Here is a 19,944-nt window from a genome sequence, read left to right on the forward strand (position 1 = left end):
GGCGGCCTCAGCGGTTGGCGTCGGAGTGGGTCATGGCGGTGTAGAACAGCCAGGACACCAACAGGATGATCAGGAAGTACACCAGGGAAAACGCCGCCGCCGGGCCCAGGTCGAATTGGCCTACGGCCATCTGGGTAAGGGTCTGACTGAGGAAGGTCGTGGCATTCCCCGGCCCGCCGCCCGTCAGCACAAACGGCTCGGTGTAGATCATGAAGCTGTCCATGAAGCGCAGCATCACCGCGATCAGCAGCACGCTTTTCAGCTTCGGTAGCTGGATATGTCGGAACACTGCCCAGCTGGACGCCCGATCAATTCGCGCCGCCTGGTAGTACACATCCGGGATCGCCCGCAGCCCCGAAAAACACAGCAACGCCACCAGGGACGTCCAGTGCCACACGTCCATCACCAGCACCGTGACCCAGGCGTCCATGGTGTTGGCCGCGTAGTTGTAGCTGATGCCCATGGCGTTGAGCGTTGAACCCAACAGGCCGATGTCGGCGCGGCCGAAGATCTGCCAGATGGTGCCGACCACGTTCCACGGAATCAGCAGCGGAATCGCCATCACGATCAACACCAGTGAGGACCAGCGACCCTTGGTGGGCATGGTCAGGGCGATGGCGATGCCCAGCGGTATCTCGATCAACAACACACAGGCGGAGTAGATGAACTGGCGCAGCAGCGAGTCATGCAGGCGCGGGTCCAGCAGCACCTGTTTGTACCAGTCGGCGCCGACGAAGTAGCGGCTGGACTGGTCGAAGATGTCCTGCACCGAGTAGTTGACCACGGTCATCATCGGGATCACCGCGCTGAAAGCCACCAGCAGGAACACCGGCAATACCAGCCACCAGGCCTTGTTGTTCTGCACCTTGTTCATGGCTGCACCTCCAGCAAGTAGTCATCGGCATACACCATCAACCATTGCCCAGGAAAGCTGATGGACGCCTGGCCCTCGGGCACCGGCTTGTCTTCGGCCAGGCGCACCTTCAACGGTGCGCCATCGAGGTTGAGGGTCATGATCTTGTAGGTGCCGAGGTCTTCGACATGCGTGACTTGTGCCTGTAGCGCGTCGGGATTGTGCTCATCCCACACATGGATAAATTCCGGGCGGATGCCGACCTGCAGCTTCTTGTAGGGCTTTTCGCCAATACGCAGCTGCAACGCCTCGGGCAACGCCAGATGTGTCCCGGCAAAGCGCACACCGCCCGCCTCTGCCTGCACCTCAATCAGATTCATTCCCGGGCTGCCGATGAAATAGCCGACAAAGGTGTGGCTCGGCCGCTCGAACAACTCCCGGGGCGTACCGAACTGCACGATCTGCCCGCCGTACATCACTGCGATTTTGTCGGCGAAGGTCGAGGCTTCCAGTTGATCGTGGGTCACGTAGACCATGGTGATGTTGAACTGCTCGTGGATCTGCTTGAGCTTGCGCCGCAGCTTCCACTTCAGGTGCGGGTCGATCACCGTCAGCGGTTCATCGAACAGGATCGCCGACACGTCATCCCGCACCAGCCCGCGACCCATGGAGACTTTCTGTTTTTCATCGGCGGTGAGGTTGCGGGCCTTTTTGCCCAGCAGGTTCTGCAGGTCGAGTACCTCGGCAATTTCCTGCACCTTGCTGTGAATCTTCGCCTCGGCCATGCCCTGGTTTCGCAGGGGAAAGGCCAGGTTGTCGAACACGGTCATGGTGTCGTACACCACCGGGAACTGGAACACTTGGGCGATGTTGCGTTTTTCCGGGGTCAGCTCGTTCACCACCTTGGTGTCGAACAGCACCTGGCCTTCGGACGGGCTGAGCAGGCCGGAGATAATGTTGAGCAAGGTCGACTTGCCGCAGCCCGACGGCCCGAGCAACGCGTAGGCGCCGCCCTGCTCCCAGACGTGGTTCATCTCGCGAATCGCGTAGTCCTCGGGGCCGTTTGGCTTTGAGCTGTAGCTGTGGGCCAGGTTCTGCAAATGGATCTCGGCCATCAGGCAACCCTCGCGACACGTCGGCCCGGAGCCTGGACCAAACGTCCCTGGCCATCGAACACAAACAATTTGTGGGTAGGGATATAGATGCGGATCGGCGCGTCGACGTCGTACTCGTGCACGCCGGGCAAGTGCAGCACCAGCAGGAAGTGTTCGCTGCGCACGTGCAGGAAGGTTTCCGAGCCGCTGATCTCGGCGACCTCTACGGTCACCGCCAGCTCCAGGTCATCGTCGTTGCTCGGCACCAGGCTGATATGGCTGGGACGCACGCCAAAGCGAAACTCGCCTTCGCCGATGGGCCGCAGGTCAACGTTCAGCGGAAAGTGCACGAAGTTGGCGAAGCTCACTTCGTTGCCACTGATACGCCCGGGCATCAGGTTGATCGGCGGTTCGGAAAACAGCTCGGCCGCCAGCACCGTTTGCGGCTGATGATAGACCTCGGCCGCCTTGCCGCTCTGGATCACCCGGCCCTCATGCAGAATCGTGGTGGTGCCGCCCAGGGCCAGGGCTTCGTTGGGTTCAGTGGTGGCGTAGATCGCGATGGTGTGGCGCGCCTTGAACAGCTCGCGCATTTCCTGGCGCAGTTCTTCTCGCAGCTTGTAATCCAGGTTCACCAGGGGCTCATCGAACAGGATCAGCTCGGCGTCCTTGACCAGCGCCCGGGCCATGGCCGTGCGTTGCTGCTGGCCGCCGGAGAGTTCCAGGGGATGACGCTGGAGGAATTTCTCGATACGCAGCATTTTCGCGGTTTCGAGAACCTTGCTCTGGATCTGCTCGGCAGACACACCGGCCTGGCGCAGCGGCGAGGCGATGTTCTCGAACACGGTCATGGTCGGGTAGTTGATGAACTGTTGATAGACCATCGACACGTTGCGCAAACGCACCGGCTTCTGGGTGACATCGACGCCGTTCATCAGGATGCGCCCGCTGTCGGGCTTATCCAGGCCGGCCATCAGGCGCATCAGGCTGGTCTTGCCGGAGAGCGTGCGGCCCAGCAATACATTGAAGGAACCGGCTTCGAAACGCAGGTTGGCGTCGTCGATCCAGGTCTGGCCTTCGACAACGCGAGTGACGTGCTCCAGGGTCAATGACATGACACGACCTTTTTATTATTGGAATGGTTCTGGCAGGAACAACACAGAGCGAGTTCCGTGCCAAAAACCCAAAACCCAGGCCGGTCAACGGGTTAGGTAAAAAGCCGATTCGCCTCTGAACAAAAATGAACAGATCAGGCTGAACAACTGAACAATCGGCGGGTTGACAATGAACAGTTCTGAACAACACTTTGTAGGAGCGAGCTTGCTCGCGAAGAACGTCAACGATAACGCGCTCATCCAGCATGAACGCGGCGCCCTGAAGTTTTTCGCGAGCAAGCTCGCTCCTACATAGATAGAGATAGAGCCCAAAACAACAATAAGACAGGGTCACCGCCATGAGCACACCGCTGGCGCACGATGCCATCATCCAGGACTCCTGGCGCCGCTGCCGGGCTTATGGCCTGGATCATCAGAGCACGCCAAGCTTCGACCAACTGCCCGCAGAAGGCGTCAGCCAGTTGCTGGAAAGCCAGCATTCCCTCGTGCAAACCACCCACCAGGAAGTGCTGCCCTACTACGAGAACATCCTCAGCAACTCCAACTGCCTGATCATGCTCGCCGACAACCAGGGCCAGGTGCTCACATCCTGGGGCACCCAACGCTTTATCGAACCCACGCTGGCCCGGGGCTTCAGCGCCGGCGCCAGCTGGATGGAGCGCTCCAGCGGCACCAATGCCATCGGCACCGCCCTGGCCTGTGCCCAGGCGGTGCATATCGAACACGACGAACACTTCCTCAAGGCCAACCGCTTCATGACCGGCTCGGCGGCGCCGATCTTCGATGCGCAGCGGGAAATCATCGCGGTGCTGGATGTCTCCAGCGACAGCTACCTGCCGCCCTCCCATACCCTCGGCATGGTCAAGATGATGAGCCAGACCGTAGAGAACCGGCTGATCCTCAACCTGTTTCGCGGTGAGCATTTCCAGCTGACGTTCAATACCGGCTTGAACAACCTTGATAGCCAATGGGCGGGTTTGCTGATCTTTGATGAAAGTGGCCAGGTACTGTCAGCCAACCGCCGGGCCGATAACCTGCTGGGCATCAGCCTGTCGCGGGTACTGATCGACAGCCTGTTCAAGGTCTCGCTGCTGGAACTGCTCAACCAGCCCGAAGGCCTGCCCTTCTCGCTGCAAGCCGCCGGGCGCAACCGCTTCCAATGCCTGTTGAAACGGCCCAGGCAGGCGCCGGTCCAGGCCCGTGTGTTTGTCGAAACCAAAAAAACCAGCGAACCCGCCCCCACGGCCATCAGCCTCAAGACCCTGCACTTTGGCGACGCCCGGGTGGAAAAGGCGGTACGTCAGGCCGAGCGCCTGCTGGAAAAAGACATCCCGTTGCTGATCCACGGTGAAACCGGCGTCGGCAAGGAAGTGTTCGTCAAAGCCCTGCACCAGGCCAGTTCCCGCAGCCAACAAGCGTTTATCGCCGTCAACTGCGCAGCGATCCCTGCCGAACTGGTGGAGTCGGAACTGTTCGGCTACGAAAAAGGCGCGTTCACCGGCGCCAACCAGAAAGGCAGCATCGGGCTGATCCGCAAGGCAGACAAAGGCACGTTGTTCCTCGACGAGATCGGCGACATGCCGCTGCCGACCCAGGCCCGTCTGTTGCGGGTATTGCAGGAACGCTGTGTGCAACCGGTGGGTAGCAGCGAGTTGTACCCGGTGGATTTGCGGATCATCTCCGCCACCAACCGCTCGCTGCGGGAGCAAGTACAGCTCGGGCGTTTTCGCGAAGACCTGTATTACCGCATCGGTGGCCTGACCCTGGAACTGCCGCCGCTACGGGAGCGCACTGATAAACAGGCGTTGTTCAAGCAGCTGTGGCAACAGCATCGCGAACCGACCCAGTGGGCGGGCTTGAGTGATGAGGTGCTGGCCTTGTTTGAACAGCATCCGTGGCCGGGGAACCTGCGCCAGGTGAGCAGCGTGTTGCAGGTGGCGCTGGCCATGGCGGAAGAGCAGCCGATTCGAGTGGAACATTTGCCGGATGATTTTTTTGTGGATTTGAATGGGGTGGTGCCGGTGTGTGATGCAGTGGATGACAGTCTGGACTTGAATGAGCGGCTGAAGGCGGTGGGTGGGAATATCTCCCTTCTGTCTCGGGAGCTGGGGGTTAGCCGTAATACCTTATACAAACGCCTGCGCCAGAACCAATGACCTGATCGGGAACACGGTTAAACCGGTGGGAACCGACCCAGTGAAACTCAGGATATGGCTCTTGTTGGAAACCATGTTCACAGCGCTGCAACAAAGGTCCTTCAGTAGTTTTTAATTTTTAGGATAAGTAAAACCCTCTCTTTATCTCTAAGGATTTCAGTTAGTTCCGACGCTCGTGAAGGAAAATTCTTTTTTTGACTGCTTCCACACTTGACCTTGACGGCATTGGGGGCCAGGGTAAAGATCATTACTCATCGAATCCAATAAATCTAAAAGAGAGAAACCGGCTGCCACCACAATTTATGGTTTCATATATTTTGCATGAGCATATATATGCAAAATTTGATAAGCGACTGACTGATACAGGAACTGAAGCGTTTATCTAGAATACCGTCAAGGAGGATAAGAACGTGCCCTATTCCACCGTTCAACAGCATATTGAAAACTGCACACTCCCTCACAGTTCACCCTTGACGCAGCTCTTTGAGCGGCGTGTCGAAGAAGCACCCTCCAACATTGCATTGATCCATGAGCACAGCTCGCTGACCTACAGCCAAGTCAATATAAGTGCCGATGAACTGGGTTACCGCCTTACATCCGCAGGTATAGGCATAAACAATCTGGTGGGCTTGGCACTTCCCCGTTCGGCGAACTTGGTCAGCGCCATTATTGGCATCCTGAAAAGTGGCGCGGCCTACTTACCCCTCGACCCGCAATACCCCGCAGAACGGATCGGGTACATGATCAGCGATGCCCACCCCGCCTGCATCGTCACCGACCGCTCCACGCTTGCAACTTTAAAGGCGATCGCACCCGACAGCCATTTTATCTGTATCAACGACCCACCCGGAATGGCAAGCCCCCTTGCGCAAAGCTCCGGGTCACACCGGGTATTGCCGCCACATACCGCCTATGTGATCTATACCTCCGGCTCTACCGGCAACCCCAAAGGGGTGATTGTTCCCCACCGCAATGTGTTGCAGCTACTGCAGGCAACTGACGAGCACTATCAATGGCAGTCCAGCGACGTATGGACACTGTTTCACTCTTATTCGTTTGATTTTTCGGTTTGGGAAATTTGGGGAGCACTGCTCACCGGTGCTCGGCTAGTGATCGTACCCTACTCGATCAGCCGATCACCCAAGGCGTTTCTCCGGTTGCTCGCGGCGCAAAAAGTGACCGTACTGAACCAAACACCCTCAGCGTTCTATCAACTTGACCAAGCGCAGGCCAGTGAAACGGCGCCCGCTGCCCCCTTGAGCCTGCGTGCCCTGATCTTCGGTGGCGAAGCCCTTGAGACCGGCCGATTGCGCGCATGGCGCGAGCGCAACGGCACGGCAATACGGCTGGTCAATATGTATGGCATTACGGAAACCACCGTCCATGTCACGTTGCGTGATGTCACCCTGGACGTGTCGAATGAAGAGAGCAAAAGCTTTATTGGTGAGCCTATCCCAGGCTGGAACGTCTACCTGCTCAACCCTGCCCTGCAACCCGTCCGACCGGGAGAGACAGGAGAAATGTATATCGCGGGATCGGGTGTCGCCAGCGGTTACCTCAATCAGCCCGGCTTAACGTCATCACGGTTCATCGCGTGCCCATTCCAGGCGCCCGGTGAACGTATGTACCGTTCTGGTGACCTGGCCCGCTACCTGCCCGACGGCTCGCTGGAATACCTCGGCCGGGCCGACCAGCAAGTCAAGATTCGCGGATTCAGGATCGAGTTGGGTGAAATTGAGGCCTGCTTGCTCAAGCATGAAAAGGTCAGCCAGGCCGCCGTCGTAGCGCATCCTGACGCACAGGGCGAGGTCCGCCTGATCGGCTATATCGTGCCCCATGCAGAAGTCGACAACAGCACCCGTGAAGCAGAGCGCATACAATCCTGGCGTTCGTTATACGAAGAAACCTACAGCCAGGTTGACGAGGCGGATGACACTAGTGCTTTTACCGGTTGGAACAGCAGCTATGACCACAAGCCCATTCCTCTCACGCAGATGTTCGAATGGCAAAAACTGACGGTTCAAAGCATCTTGGCACTGCACCCCGAACACGTACTTGAAATAGGTGTGGGCACTGGATTACTGCTCCAGGAAGTTGCCCAACATTGCACTACGTACTACGCAAGCGACTTATCCGAGACGACAATAAGTCACTTGAAGCTGACAATACAAGATCAGCCGGAGCTAAAACAAAAAGTACACTTTCATCACCAGCCCGCGCACGACACGCAGGGGTTTCCTCGCGATTTTTTTGACACACTAATTATTAACTCTGTCATTCAATACTTCCCTAGCGACACTTACCTTAAGGAGGTTATTGTGGGCGGTTTGAACCTGCTCAAACCGGGTGGAAAAATTTTTATTGGAGATATCAGAAACCTATCCTTGCTGAACTACTTCGCAAGTCAAATTGTGGCGGAACAGTATCCTGGCGAAGCGCTTTTCTCGAAAAGAGCACAAGCACTTATAGAAGACGTTATATTCCGAGAAAACGAACTGCTGTTGCGCCCAGAGTTCTTTACCCAACTTGAGCGTGCACTGGGAGACGTGGCAGGCGTAGATATCCGGCTTAAGCGCAGCCGCACCGCCAATGAACTGATGCACTACCGATATGATGTGATCATTTATAAGTCAGGGACGCCAACGATCTCGTTGGAGCATATCCCTTGCCTCCCATGGGTCACGCAGGTCGACAATTTCGCCAGGCTCGCCCAGAAGTTGAACACTGCTCAGCTCCCCTTCCTTCGTGTACAGGACATTCCCAATCGCAGGCTTTCCCAACCCAGGGCATGGGAACAACGACTCGATCCGTCGTCTGCTGAGGTATCCACGTTGGTGCAGGAAAGCGTTGAACCGGAAGAGCTGCATGTGCTCGCAGAACAATTGGGATACCAAGCCATCAGCACTTGGAACAGCAACGAAAAAAGCCGGTTCGATACGGTATTTTTCAAGGTTCACGCGCTACAAGGCAAAGCGCCTGTGAACGTTTTTGTCAGCCGACAGGCCATACAGAGAATGGCCAATAATCCAAATGCCGCCAGTCAGCACCTGGCCCTGAACAAGGAACTGCGTACCTGGGTCAGCACGCAACTGCCGGCGCATATGGTACCCAACATGATCTCAAGCATCGCGCAGATGCCTCTGACCGCCAACGGCAAGCTCAACGCCAAGGCCCTTCCTCCCCCGGTGTTCAGTCTGGCCACCCATTCATCGTTGGCAACGTCTGCGCAACAAGCCACTGTGCTGAAGATCGTGGCCGAGATACTGGGCCTGTCACATGTGGACATGTCCCATAGCTTCTTTGACCTGGGTGGCGACTCGCTGTCTGCCACACGCCTGGCCAACGCCCTCAGCGAACAATTTGGAACCGAGATTCCGATCCGGGTTCTCTTCGAGGCGCGCACACTTGACGAACTGGCCGAGAACCTGGAGTACGGAGACGCCCGGACAGAGAGGCTGATCGCACAACCGCGCAAGGCTGAAGTACCACTATCGTTTGCCCAGCATCGCATGTGGCTGTCGAACCAGATCGAAGGTACCCATGCGGCTTACAACGTTCCGCTTGCCTTTGACTTGACGGGCCGGGTCGACACACAGGCCCTGAGCGACGCGCTTTCAGACCTGCTGCAACGCCATGAAGTACTGCGTACCTTGCTGGTCGTCGATGAAGCGGGAGAACCCGTGCAAAAGATCTTGGCTGCCGCAAGCTACTCGATCGATTTTACTCACCTTGAGTGCGAGCACCAGGCTCTCGACGCGCTGATCAAGCAGTTGATCGAACAGCCCTTTCACCTGGCAACTGATCTGCCGTTTCGATGCCGCTTGTATAGCCAGGACGAGAAGCACCATGTGCTGCTAATGGTGGTGCATCACATCGCCGTGGATGGCTGGTCAATCAACCCTTTGCTGGATGAGTTGTCACACTTTTATCGAGCACGGGCAGGCGCAAGTCTCGCGCCTCTCGAACAGTTGCCCGTGCAATACGCCGACTACGCAATCTGGCAGCGCCAATCCCTGGGAGACGCATCGGACCCTGAGAGCCCACTGGCGCGCCAGCTAGCCTTCTGGACCCAAGCGCTATCCGGGGCTCCCTCCCTGATGAACCTGCCGACTGATTTCCCCCGGCCCGCGGCGCGCAGCCATGAGGGGCACGTGCTGTCGTTCGAGATCACCCCTCGGCTGCATGCCCACCTGATCGATATGGCGAGGTCCCATCACAGCACCTTGTTCATGCTGCTGCAGGCGGCCTTTGCTGCGCTGTTGACCCGAATGGGGTCCGGTGAAGACATTCTCCTGGGGACAGCGGTCGCAGGTCGTGCAGCGGCAAATCTGGCGAACAGTGTGGGCTTTTTCGTAAACACGTTGGTGATGCGTATAGACACGCGGGACGACCCCGCTTTCCTCGAGCTTGTGGAGCGCGTACGGCAAACCAGCCTGGCTGCGTACACCCATCAGGAAGTGCCATTCGAACACGTCGTCGAAGCCGTCAACCCGGAACGCTCAATGGCCTACCATCCCCTGTTCCAGGTGCTGCTAACTCTTCAGGACTCCCGGGTGCCAAGCCTGGACCTGCCGACATTGACCAGCACCTTGCGGCCCGTCACCTCAGGCGCAGCGCGATACGACCTGGTGGTGGACTTCAAAGAAGACTTGGCACCAAATAGTGGCGCAGCGGGCATGACCTGCACAATCGAGTACGCCACCGAGCTCTTCGAGCACGCCACCATTCGCGGCCTCAGCCAGCGATTCCTTCTCTTGCTCGAAGCCTTCTGCGATGACCCACGGCAAACCATTAACACCCCCTCCATAATGACGCAGGAAGAACACCAGAGCCTGGTCCTGGACTGGAATGGCACCGATTGGCCGACGCCGGGAGGCCTGCTCATAGACCTGTTTGAGGCACAGCAGAGGCGGGCCCCGGATGCCGTAGCCGTCGTCTACGCCAGCGGCGTCCTTTCCTATGACCAACTGAACCGCCGGGCCAACCTCATCGCCCGACGATTACGTACAGCCGGGGCCAAGCCTGGAGCGCTGGTGGGTATTGCATTGGCTCGCGGTGGTGATTTGCTGCCCGCCTTGGTTGGGGTACTCAAAACCGGAGCTGCCTACCTGCCACTCGACCCAGGTTATCCCGCGGAACGGATCGCCTACATCATTGAAGATGCCAAACCCGCGCTGATCATCACTGACGCCGCGGCCTCAATACGGCTGACCCAAGCCGCCGGGGACCTGACGCTGGTGTCAATCGAGGCGCTAGCTCGCCCCGAAACGACTCATCTACCCAGCCCTGAGCCACTGCCATCGTTACGCGCCGAGCATCCGGCCTACGTCATTTACACCTCAGGCTCGACGGGTAACCCCAAGGGCGTGGTGATCACACACCTGGCGCTGGCTAACTTCCTTGATGCCATGGCTTCCCAGCCTGGCATTACGCAAGACGATGTGGTGCTGGCCTGCACGCCAGTCTCCTTCGACATTTCCGTCCTTGAGCTGTTTTTGCCGCTGCTCCACGGTGCCCGCGTGGTGCTGATTCCGGCCATAGTAGTCAGTGATCCCGAGCAATTGCGGGCCTCCATCGAGCAACACCAGGCCACCGTCATGCAAGCAACCCCCACCACCTGGCAGATGTTGCGCGAGGCAGCCTGGACGCCATCCGCCTCCTTGAGCATCCTGTGCGGCGGAGAGGCCCTAGCGCCCGATCTGGCCGACTACCTGACACACACCGGCGCGCACTTGACCAACCTCTATGGGCCTACGGATACCACGGTCTGGTCAATGGTCTGCCCCTTGCCAAACGGCCAGCGCCCCACCTTGGGCCGTCCAATTCATAACACCCAGGTGTATTTGCTGGATAACTGGCTGCAACCCGTTCCGCCCGGCATGGCAGGGGAAATCTATCGCGGGTACCGGCTTGGCACGCGGCTACCACCGCCGCCCTGCCCTGACGGCGCAACGCTTTATCGCCAACCCCTTTGGCGCCTCCGGTAGCCGGATGTATCGCACCGGGGACCGGGGGAAATGGGCGGCGGACGGCCGCCTGGTGTTCCTCGGGCGCAACGATGGCCAAGTCAAGTTAAGGGGGCACCGAATAGAAACAGGGGAGATCGAATCACGTTTGGCCGAACACCCTGACATCGCAAAAACGGTCGTCATACTCGATACCGACCGCCAGGGCGAACCGCGTCTCGTAGCCTACGTGGTATGCCACGGGGCCTGCGATGTGCAAGAACTGGCGCTGCGACGGTTCCTCGAAATACGTCTGCCTCGTCAAATGGTCCCCGCAGTATTTGTGATGATGAAGAACCTGCCTGTAGGCCCCAGCGGAAAAATCGATCGGAGCGCCCTGCCCGCGGCAAACCCGGTATCCCAGCCTGCGACACGGGCCATGGACGAACATGAGCAAACATTTGCAGCGCTCTTTGCCCAGGTGCTCGACGCTGCCCCTCAGAGCCCGGACGACAACTTCTTCGATATGGGTGGCGATAGCATCCGAGCCGTGCGACTGGTGCACCTGGCAAAAGCCGCAGGCTACTCACTCTGCCCGGCGGACGTGTTCAAGGCTCAGACCCTCGCTGAATTGGTCGCCATCAGTTTGAGCGACAACACCTCACCCCGGTCTCCTGCTGAGCTGTCCGATGTGCTGTTGCCACTGCACATCGGCAACCGTTCACCTGCGCTGTTCTGCTTTCATCCCAAGGAAGGCCACGGCTGGAGTTTCGCTAGCCTCGCCTCCCATCTTGCGCAAGAGCAGTCATTGTTCAGCCTACAGTCCCCCCTGCTGGCTGATGTTAATCACGCACTGCCCAGTATCGAGGCGACCGCTGCGTTTTACATCGAGCATATACAACGGGCTCAGCCCAGCGGGCCTTACCATCTACTAGGATGGTCCTTTGGAGGGCTAGTGGCTTATTGCGCCGCTGCGCAACTGCGAGCCATGGGCGAACACGTCGGGCTGCTGGCGATTCTCGACGTCAGCCCGCAGAACAAAGATATGCAGAACTCATTATCCATTTCGCCAAACAACGGCACCAACGTCGCGTCCCCCTCTCGCGAGGCGCAAATAAGTCATTACCACGAGGCATTGATGAAGACGTATGTGCCGACGCAACTGGACATCGACATCCTATTCTTTTCCTCATCCCATACGACGCCCTCCCAACATCGCGCCCAATTGCAGTGGAGTGCCTTTACAGGTCGCGCGTTAAAGATCAAAACCCTCGATTGCCGGCATGAAGAGATGTTGCGCCTTGGTCCCGCAGCAATCATTGCCGGTGAGATTCAGCGGTACCTGCAGCGTTTTCATCATGAAACGCCACCCCACTCAGGAGAAAACTCTCATGGATAACCCTTTTGACGACCCAAACGCACACTTTTTCGTGCTGACCAATAGCTTAAATCAGCATTCACTCTGGCCGAAAACATTGCCCAGGCCGGAGGGCTGGACCACCGCGTTCGGCCCCGCACCGCGTCAGGACTGCCTGGACTTCACCGACCGCGAATGGCATGAAATGAACGCGCAGGACCCCGCGTGAACGATATGGCGGGCACGCGCACCGGCCCTGACCTCAGCGCAAATTGGGGGCGAGCCCACGGGTTCGCGCTGTTCTCCCTGCTACTTGGGGCCTTTCTGCCACCGCTGGATTACTTCATCGTCAACCTCGCACTGCCCGCGATACGGACCGACCTGCACGCCAGCGACGCCCAGTTGCAACTCGTGGTGTCCGCGTATGCTTGCGCATACGCCGTCGGCTTGATTACCGGAGGACGGCTGGGTGACCGCTATGGTCGCAAACGGCTTTTCCTGCTCGGGGTGGGTACGTTTATATGCGCCTCAATGCTGTGCGGCCTAGCCCACAGCCCCGATGCATTGATTGCTGGCAGGGTGCTCCAGGGCCTCTCGGCATCAATCATGGCGCCACAAGTACTGGCCTCGATCCGCGCGGTATTTCGCGCTGAACATCAGACCCGGATCACCGCCGTCTACGGCTTCGTCTTCGGGGTAGCGGCGATCGTCGGCCAGATGGGCGGTGGCGTACTGATCGACCTCAACGTGCTTGACCTAGGCTGGCGCGCGATTTTCCTGGTCAATGTGCCCGTTGGCGCAATCGTGCTATTGACCGCGTATTTCTGGGTGCCGGAAAGCCGCGCCAGTCGGCATGCCAGGCTGGACTTGGTCGGCGTATCACTGCTAACAGCAGTCCTGGTGATGGTGATCTACCCACTCACCCAAGGAGCCGAACAAGGCTGGCCCGCCTGGACGATTATCACCCTTATGCTCAGCGTACCCTTGCTATGGGCGTTCATTCGCGTCGAATCAAAGGTCGCTGCACGTGGCGGCGACCCACTGATCGATTTGAAGGTCTTCGCTGAGCCGGTGATCGTGCTGGGGTTGATCGCAGGTTTTCTGTTCTACACCGACGGGGTGTTTTTCCTCGCATTTGGCATCTACCTGCAAGCCGGCCTGGGCTGGAGTGCAATGGATGCGGGCCTGCTGCTGATTCCCTTCGCCTGCGGCTTTATTGTCGGGCCACTGCTGACACCAATACTGGTCAAGCACAGTGGGTACTGGGTCGTTCCCATCGGTTATCTGCTCATGTGCGGCGGCTTTGGTGCACTGGCCATTCAGGTTGGAACAGGCACTCTGCCTGGCGCTGAACAATATGCAGCCTTGCTGGTTGCCGGGATCGGACACGGCATCGTCTTGCCCTCCATCACCCGCGTCATTCTCGTCGAAGCGACACGGGAACAGGCCGGGCTTGTGTCGGGGCTGATCATCTCCACCCTGCAGATTGGTTCTGCCTTTGGCGTAGCGTTACTGGGCGGCCTGTTTTTTTCAGCCCTTGGCACCGACTCGGGGCCCGTTGCTTATGGACAGGCGCTGCAAGTCGCATTATTCGCGTTGATATCGCTGCTGCTGGTTTGTGTTGGCCTAGGTGTATGGATCACCGTATTGATAAGGCGCAGAACGCAGCGCCACGATTCACAGTAACGACAGTAGATGCCCCGATTGGAGAGCGCTCCCATGGAACTGGAAGAAACCCCCTACGCAATTGCCGTGATCGGTACAGGCCCCCGAGGTGTCACAGTGATTGAAAGACTGGTGGCATTGCTGGTGCACAATGGCGAGAAACGTCCCGTCGATATCTATGCAATTGACGCCACCGAAGTTGGCTGCGGGCAAATCTGGCGAACGGATCAGCCCGACTGCTTGCTGATGGACAACTCCATCGATGAAATCGCAATGTTCTCGGGAGCGCCCGACGATGGGCCTGCCCGGGCGGGACATGGGCCATCCATGAAGCAGTGGATCTACAGCCAGGTGCTGGAACCAGCGGGTATCCACGTGGGTGATGTGTTCTACCCGGCACGCAAGGTCTATGGCCAATACCTTAAATTTGTATTCCAGGCGACGCAGGAACAGCTGCCCTCTCACCTGCGGATTATTGCGATTAAGTCAACGGTGAACGCTCTGCAAAAAGACCAAGGCATTTATCGGCTTCAACTCGACACTGGCGCCCAACTGCCGGCCAACAAAGTGGTGCTGTGCACGGGGCACGCCAGCCAAATCCCGAGACCGGATCAACGGCAACTGCAGGACTTTGCGGACCGGCATCCAGCGTTGACCTATATTCCAGCGCAACCGGCCGCGCAGATGCCGTTGAGCACTATCGCTGCCGGGGACAGGGTGGGCGTGTTGGGGCTGGGCTTATCGTTTTACGATGTATTGATGATGTTGACAGTCGGTCGGGGCGGTGTATTCACAACCCTGCCAAGTAATCGACTGCAGTACCTGGCATCGGGCAGGGAACCCGCGCTGATCGTTGCCGGGTCACGCAGCGGAGTACCAATCCCGGTACGCGGCCTCCAGCAGCGCAGCGTGAATTTCTCCTACACCCCCATTCTATTTACCAGCGAGCGCGTCCTCGGGCTGCGTTGTTCCGGCCTGCTGGACTTCAAGCGGGACATCTACCCATGGATTCTCGCAGAGGTAAACCTGGTCTACTTTCGGACCCTTATCGAACAACAATACGGACATGCCGCGAGCCTGGACTTCGTCGAGCAAGTCTCAAGCTCAGTCAACCGTTTCAGTGACCCACTGGGACTTATCAAGCACGTTTTGCGGCAGTTCGCGTTAGAGACAACACCGCTTCTGGATCTGGAACGCAAGGCATGGCCCTTCATCGACCGCGAGTTCGGCAGCCCCCAGGCCTTTGAACAGGCCTTGTCAGCGTTGGTGGCGCGCGACCTGGAGGAAGCCTTGCAAGGTAACGTGATCAATCCACTCAAGGCAGCCATGGAAGTACTTCGAGATACTCGGGCCATTCAGCGCCTGGCCGTCGATTTCACCGGACTTGAGTCCCGGTCCCATAGAGACTTCGTGGCCCATGCCAGCCACCCCTTGTCATTCCTCAGCGCTGGCACGCCGATCCACCGGTCCCAGCAATTGCTGGCCCTCCTGAAACAAGGCCTGCTGCATATCATTGGGCCACGCACTGAAGTCACTACCGACGAGAGCACCGGCACGTTTGTCTTTTCCTCGGCCTGCGTCACCGGCTCAGACGTCAAGGTGGATAATCTGATTGACGCTCGCATTCCCAAGACCGATATCGCAAACGATCGCTCCGAGCTCACTCGCCAGCTGATTCGAGACGGTATCTGGCACAGCTATGTCAATGTCGGTGGCCCTCCCTATGACACTGGAGGCGTGGCCATCAGCGAGTCGCCATTTCACCCGCTGGACCGCCACGAGTGCGCGGAAAAAGACCTATATGTCCTGGGGATTCCCACCGAGCACACCCGCTGGTTCATGCAGGTGGGCATTATTCGTCCCGGGCAATATGGCAAAGGCCTAGGAATGGATGCCAACGATGTCGCCAGGGATATCTATAAGGAACTGGCCCCGGGCACATCGGGCAATTAGGTTCAGCTCATCAGCGGTGTCGCATCGGCTGTAACTTGCCGTCTCGGCGCCGCCATCTCAAACAACTGCTCCACCCGCGCACTCTCCTCCTCACTCGGCTTGATCGCCAATGCACACGCCACAAAAATCCCCGCATTGACCACCAACCCGACGATCCCGCTGGTCAACGAGCCCAGCCCGGGAATGTCGTCCGGGTACAGCGTCGTCAGTACAATCGCCACCACAATCCCCGCCAGCATCCCGGCAATCGCGCCTTCCTTGTTGCCGCGGCGGCTGAAGATCCCGAAGAACAGCGGCACCGCCAATTGGATAATCCCCTGGTAGGAAATCTGCGCCAGCAATTGCAGCCGCGCGTAGTCAAAGGTCAGGTACGCCAGCACCGAGGCGGCAACGATAAACACCACCATCCCGGACTTGGCCAGCAGCGTCAGTTGCCGGTCGGTACGGGGAGTGTTCCAGGTGGCCAGGTCGTTGGCGAACTGGGTGCCGCATACCTGCACGCAGCCGTCGACGTGGCCGATGCTCGCCGCCAGTACGATGACGATCGCCAGCGCCAGCATCCACGGCCCGCCGATGTCGAACAGCGAGAGGAACCAGCCTTGTTGCGGGTGCGCGATGACGTTCGGGTCCTGGCTGATGGCCGCGGCGAACAGCATCAGAATCCCGTAGAAACCACCCACCAGCAGGATCGTATACAGCGTGCCTTTCTTCACCGCCTTGACGCCGCTGGCGGTGTAGATGCGCTGGAAGCTCATGGGCCAGCACATCGAGCCGATCACCCCGGTGAAGATCAGGCTGAACATATACAGCGGGCCATAGCCGGTGCCGCTGGCGCCGGGAATCAGCAGCATCTTCGCCGGCAGGTGCGCCAGGTTGGAGAACGACGCCTGGTCGCCGAACAGCAGGAACACACACAGCGCTGCGCACACGACATAAGCGATCAGGCCCTGGAACATGTCGGTCATGATCAGCCCGCGCATGCCCATGCTCACGGTCCAGTACTGGCGCACCAGCACCACCACCACGCCGGCGATCAGGCAGGTGGTGACGCCCCAGCGGCCGAAGCTGGCGAACTGGAACAGCATCGCCAAGGCCTGGATGCCCATCACCACCCACGGGAACACCGAGATGATGCCGATGATCGAGGCCACGCGCTTGACCACCGGGCTGTTGAAACGCATGCCGAGCAAGTCCGGCTGGGTGCGCAGGTTGAAACGCTGGCCCCAGGTCCAGGCGCGGCGGGCCATCAGGTACATCGCCGTCACGCCAAGGGTGGCGTAGACCATGCCGTAGAAGCCTAGGGCGCCGCCGATGGTCAGGGCGAAAAACGCGGTAAAGGTCGAGCCCGGCCACCAGGAGTTGGTGTAACACATGGCGATGTACCACGGCCCATAGGAGCGCCCGCCTACGGCGTAGTCAGAAAAACTCGTGCTCTCGCGGTTGGTGGCGTACAGCACGGCAATCATCCCGGCCAGAAACAGGCCGATGACGCCGAAGGTGATAAAGAGGTTGGCATCGCTGGTGGTGCTGATCATTGCGCATCCCCCTCTTCGGGTATTTCGCCGGCTTTCAGCTCGGCGACGTACAACGCCCACAGGCCTACGCCCGCGAGGACGGCAATGGCGATCCAGTAGAAGATCGGCAACGGAATGCCCAGTACCAATGCGGTACTGCCGCTCACGCTCAAATAGAACGGCGGGAATAAGGCGAACATCAGCAACAGGAAAAAATACACGCCGAAAATTTGGCTTTTCAGGCGTCCGGGTGGCGCGCTATCGGATTTCATGAGTCGGGTGCTCCTTGAATTTGTGGATCGTTTTTTTGTGTGATCAAACAAAAATCAAGCAGTGAAAACGCAGGCACCAATCGGCGCCCAAGTGACTTCATTCAATGCATTATTGTTGTAGGGCGCAGGCTCAAGCCTGTCTTAGCCAGGTTTCCCATTGCGAATCGTTGATGAGGCTGCGGGCCCGCATGTGCTTCCAGGTGCCGTATTTGTAGAAGTCGAATTCCAGCTGCGACACCGCGTGCTGCACCATCGCCCAGGTCGACCATTTGATGTCCGCCAGGGCTTTGTGCAACTTGATGCGTGCGAGGTTCTGCGGGGTGACCTGGCCGAAGTAGTCCTCGATCAGGGCCAGCTCCATTTCATCGGTGAAAAACATCTCGCCGAACCACAGCGCCAGTTCGTAATGCCGGTCGTTGTTGGAGGCGTATTCAAAGTCCACCAGGCGAATTTGCCGACGGTCGTTGAGCATGAAATTACCCGCCAGGGTGTCGTTCATGCAGGGTGCCAAATCCATGCCCGAGGCTTGCAGCACGCCCCGGGCGCGATCGCATTGGCGGCGCAGCCAGGCATCGTCGGCGGGCTTGCAGCCGTTGAGTTGCTCCACTTGGCGCTGGTGCTCGGCGATCATGTCGAACACGGTTTTGGTCTGCACCAACGGCGGCTGGTCGTTGAAGGCCTTGAGGGCATGCAGCGCGTTATGGCGCACGTCGCGGTCGAGAAAGTCATGGTTGGACGAGGCGCGCCAGCCTTCCATGAACTCGAAGACTTCCACGCCGAACTCTTCAAGGAAGGCAAACACCGGCGCGCCATAACCGGTTTGCGCGGCCTTGAGGCTGGCATCGTGGGCAGTGCGGCGGTCGATAAACATCTCGGTACCCACCCCCGGCACCTTGAAGAAATACGCGGTGTCGATCCCGGCCACTTCCACCCGCCAGTTGGTGTTGGAGATCCCGCCGCTGACCGGCTCATAACGAATGCCGGTGCCGCCCCAACTGGCAACCCCGCGCACCGCCGCTTCCAGCTGACACTCCTGTGGCGTACACGCCTCACCTAACGCTTTCATGCCTGCCCCTCCTGTACCTGACGTAGCCAACCTTCGAACCGTGGGTCTTGCAAACCCTGGCGGCAGCGCAACAGCGTCCACTGCCCGACCTTGGAGAACTCCAACGGCCGCGCCGAAGTAGCGCCGACCCACAGCCCCCAAAGGGTCCAGTACCAATCGTTGATCAAGGCGTACAAGCGGCAGCGGGCGTAGTCGCTTTCGCGGCATTCGCCGGCCCAGGCGACAATGCCTTCGCGCCAGTCGCTTTCGAAGACATATAGTTCGTTGAGACTGATGGCCACGTCGTACCAGGGATCGCCGCAGCCAGCGTAGTCGAAGTCGATCAGTTGCAAGGCGCCGTCCGGGCCAATCATCACGTTGCTCGCCACGCCGTCGCCGTGCAGCGGTACCGAGTCGCTGGCGCTCAGTTGCAGCGAGGTCCAGGCCAGGTCAATGCAGGTGCTGATCCAGGCGTGGTCGATGGGCAAGGCCACGCTGTAGCGCACGCATAACTCACGCAGGTGCTGGATGTCTTGCAACGGCGAGCGGGTAAAACCCGGCGAGGTGCCGGCCTGCAGTTGTTTCTTCAGGGCCCACAGCGCTTGCAGGCGCCGGGGTGGCATCAATTCGTCGAGGCGCGCCCAGCGCCATTCGCTGGCGGGCAAGGCATCCAGCAGCAACACCCCGGCCGCGGCATCCACCAGGCGCACACCGGGCGTCACGTCGCAATCCGCCGCCAGTTGGGTGGCGCGGGCGGTGCGTTCGATGTCGATCAGCGCACGCATGTCGTCATGCAGGACCTTGGCGTAACACTGGCCCCACGGGGCGGTGACGGTATAACCGGTCCACTCGGTGGCCAGGCGCACCGGCGAGGCAATCCCGGCGGTGCCCTCTTCGATCACCACATGGGCGGACAAGCCGGCGGCCTCCAGGGCGCCCAGCAGCCGTGACTTTGCTTGCAAACGACTCGACATG

At 59.0% G+C, this 19,944-nt stretch carries 13 protein-coding genes; 6 read left to right on the forward strand and 7 right to left on the reverse strand.

The window, feature by feature from the left end; all coding sequences use genetic code 11:
• Nucleotides 1-7: 7 nt before the first annotated feature.
• From AU074_RS11895 to AU074_RS11905, 3 genes are read right to left on the reverse strand one after another with little or no spacing between them, the layout of a single operon-like run.
• Nucleotides 8-874 carry a carbohydrate ABC transporter permease gene (locus AU074_RS11895; RefSeq protein WP_010173085.1) on the reverse strand — a complete coding sequence of 289 codons (867 nt, stop codon included), beginning with the start codon at nt 872-874 and terminating at the stop codon, nt 8-10.
• Entirely contained in the window at nt 871-1,968 is a 1,098-nt protein-coding gene (locus tag AU074_RS11900; protein WP_076014891.1) for an ABC transporter ATP-binding protein, read from the reverse strand. The genes AU074_RS11895 and AU074_RS11900 overlap by 4 nt, the downstream gene beginning before the upstream one ends.
• Entirely contained in the window at nt 1,968-3,062 is a 1,095-nt protein-coding gene (locus tag AU074_RS11905) for an ABC transporter ATP-binding protein (RefSeq protein ID WP_003218524.1), read from the reverse strand. The genes AU074_RS11900 and AU074_RS11905 overlap by 1 nt, the downstream gene beginning before the upstream one ends.
• A gap of 338 nt (nt 3,063-3,400) precedes the next feature.
• On the opposite strand from AU074_RS11905, the gene AU074_RS11915 reads away from it, so the two are divergent.
• The 6 genes from AU074_RS11915 to AU074_RS11955 all read left to right on the forward strand — a co-directional run bounded on the left by AU074_RS11915 (nt 3,401) and on the right by AU074_RS11955 (nt 16,138).
• Nucleotides 3,401-5,218, forward strand: coding sequence for a sigma-54-dependent Fis family transcriptional regulator (locus AU074_RS11915; protein WP_076014893.1), 1,818 nt, complete (start codon nt 3,401-3,403; stop codon nt 5,216-5,218).
• Nucleotides 5,219-5,628: 410 nt separating this feature from the next.
• Nucleotides 5,629-11,205 (forward strand): non-ribosomal peptide synthetase, encoded by a 5,577-nt coding sequence (locus tag AU074_RS11920; protein ID WP_076014894.1) that lies wholly within the window; start codon nt 5,629-5,631, stop codon nt 11,203-11,205.
• Nucleotides 11,129-12,562 carry a thioesterase domain-containing protein gene (locus AU074_RS33235; RefSeq protein ID WP_159442633.1) on the forward strand — a complete coding sequence of 478 codons (1,434 nt, stop codon included), beginning with the start codon at nt 11,129-11,131 and terminating at the stop codon, nt 12,560-12,562. The genes AU074_RS11920 and AU074_RS33235 overlap by 77 nt, the downstream gene beginning before the upstream one ends.
• A complete protein-coding gene (locus AU074_RS11945; protein WP_076014895.1) occupies nt 12,555-12,749 on the forward strand; it encodes an MbtH family protein in 195 nt (64 codons plus the stop codon). The genes AU074_RS33235 and AU074_RS11945 overlap by 8 nt, the downstream gene beginning before the upstream one ends.
• Nucleotides 12,750-12,754: 5 nt before the next feature.
• Nucleotides 12,755-14,206 (forward strand): MFS transporter, encoded by a 1,452-nt coding sequence (locus tag AU074_RS11950; RefSeq protein WP_076014905.1) that lies wholly within the window; start codon nt 12,755-12,757, stop codon nt 14,204-14,206.
• 33 nt (nt 14,207-14,239) lie between these two features.
• The gene (locus AU074_RS11955; RefSeq protein WP_076014896.1) at nt 14,240-16,138 is read left to right on the forward strand and encodes an FAD/NAD(P)-binding protein; all 1,899 of its coding nucleotides are present in this window, start codon (nt 14,240-14,242) and stop codon (nt 16,136-16,138) included.
• A 2-nt stretch (nt 16,139-16,140) separates the two neighbouring features.
• Here AU074_RS11955 and AU074_RS11960 read toward each other — a convergent pair whose 3' ends face one another.
• The 4 genes from AU074_RS11960 to AU074_RS11975 form a co-directional block, all read right to left on the reverse strand.
• Complete coding sequence (locus AU074_RS11960) at nt 16,141-17,673, reverse strand: sodium:solute symporter (RefSeq protein ID WP_076014897.1); 1,533 nt, start codon at nt 17,671-17,673, stop codon at nt 16,141-16,143.
• A complete protein-coding gene (locus AU074_RS11965; protein WP_076014898.1) occupies nt 17,670-17,924 on the reverse strand; it encodes a hypothetical protein in 255 nt (84 codons plus the stop codon). The genes AU074_RS11960 and AU074_RS11965 overlap by 4 nt, the downstream gene beginning before the upstream one ends.
• Nucleotides 17,925-18,054: 130 nt before the next feature.
• Nucleotides 18,055-18,990 carry a choline kinase family protein gene (locus tag AU074_RS11970; protein ID WP_076014899.1) on the reverse strand — a complete coding sequence of 312 codons (936 nt, stop codon included), beginning with the start codon at nt 18,988-18,990 and terminating at the stop codon, nt 18,055-18,057.
• Complete coding sequence (locus tag AU074_RS11975; RefSeq protein WP_076014900.1) at nt 18,987-19,943, reverse strand: phosphotransferase family protein; 957 nt, start codon at nt 19,941-19,943, stop codon at nt 18,987-18,989. The genes AU074_RS11970 and AU074_RS11975 overlap by 4 nt, the downstream gene beginning before the upstream one ends.
• Nucleotide 19,944: the final 1 nt, after the last annotated feature.

This window comes from Pseudomonas sp. ATCC PTA-122608 (assembly GCF_001952855.1).
GTDB lineage: Bacteria > Pseudomonadota > Gammaproteobacteria > Pseudomonadales > Pseudomonadaceae > Aquipseudomonas.

Bases quoted from the DNA above. Each gene is read 5' to 3' on its own strand.
- AU074_RS11965 (WP_076014898.1), bottom strand. From the start codon at position 17,924: ATGAAATCCGATAGCGCGCCACCCGGACGCCTGAAAAGCCAAATTTTC.
- AU074_RS11970 (WP_076014899.1), bottom strand. From the start codon at position 18,990: ATGAAAGCGTTAGGTGAGGCGTGTACGCCACAGGAGTGTCAGCTGGAA.
- AU074_RS11915 (WP_076014893.1), top strand. From the start codon at position 3,401: ATGAGCACACCGCTGGCGCACGATGCCATCATCCAGGACTCCTGGCGC.
- AU074_RS11975 (WP_076014900.1), bottom strand. From the start codon at position 19,943: ATGTCGAGTCGTTTGCAAGCAAAGTCACGGCTGCTGGGCGCCCTGGAG.
- AU074_RS11945 (WP_076014895.1), top strand. From the start codon at position 12,555: ATGGATAACCCTTTTGACGACCCAAACGCACACTTTTTCGTGCTGACC.
- AU074_RS11955 (WP_076014896.1), top strand. From the start codon at position 14,240: ATGGAACTGGAAGAAACCCCCTACGCAATTGCCGTGATCGGTACAGGC.
- AU074_RS11905 (WP_003218524.1), bottom strand. From the start codon at position 3,062: ATGTCATTGACCCTGGAGCACGTCACTCGCGTTGTCGAAGGCCAGACC.
- AU074_RS11960 (WP_076014897.1), bottom strand. From the start codon at position 17,673: ATGATCAGCACCACCAGCGATGCCAACCTCTTTATCACCTTCGGCGTC.
- AU074_RS11895 (WP_010173085.1), bottom strand. From the start codon at position 874: ATGAACAAGGTGCAGAACAACAAGGCCTGGTGGCTGGTATTGCCGGTG.
- AU074_RS11900 (WP_076014891.1), bottom strand. From the start codon at position 1,968: ATGGCCGAGATCCATTTGCAGAACCTGGCCCACAGCTACAGCTCAAAG.
- AU074_RS11950 (WP_076014905.1), top strand. From the start codon at position 12,755: ATGGCGGGCACGCGCACCGGCCCTGACCTCAGCGCAAATTGGGGGCGA.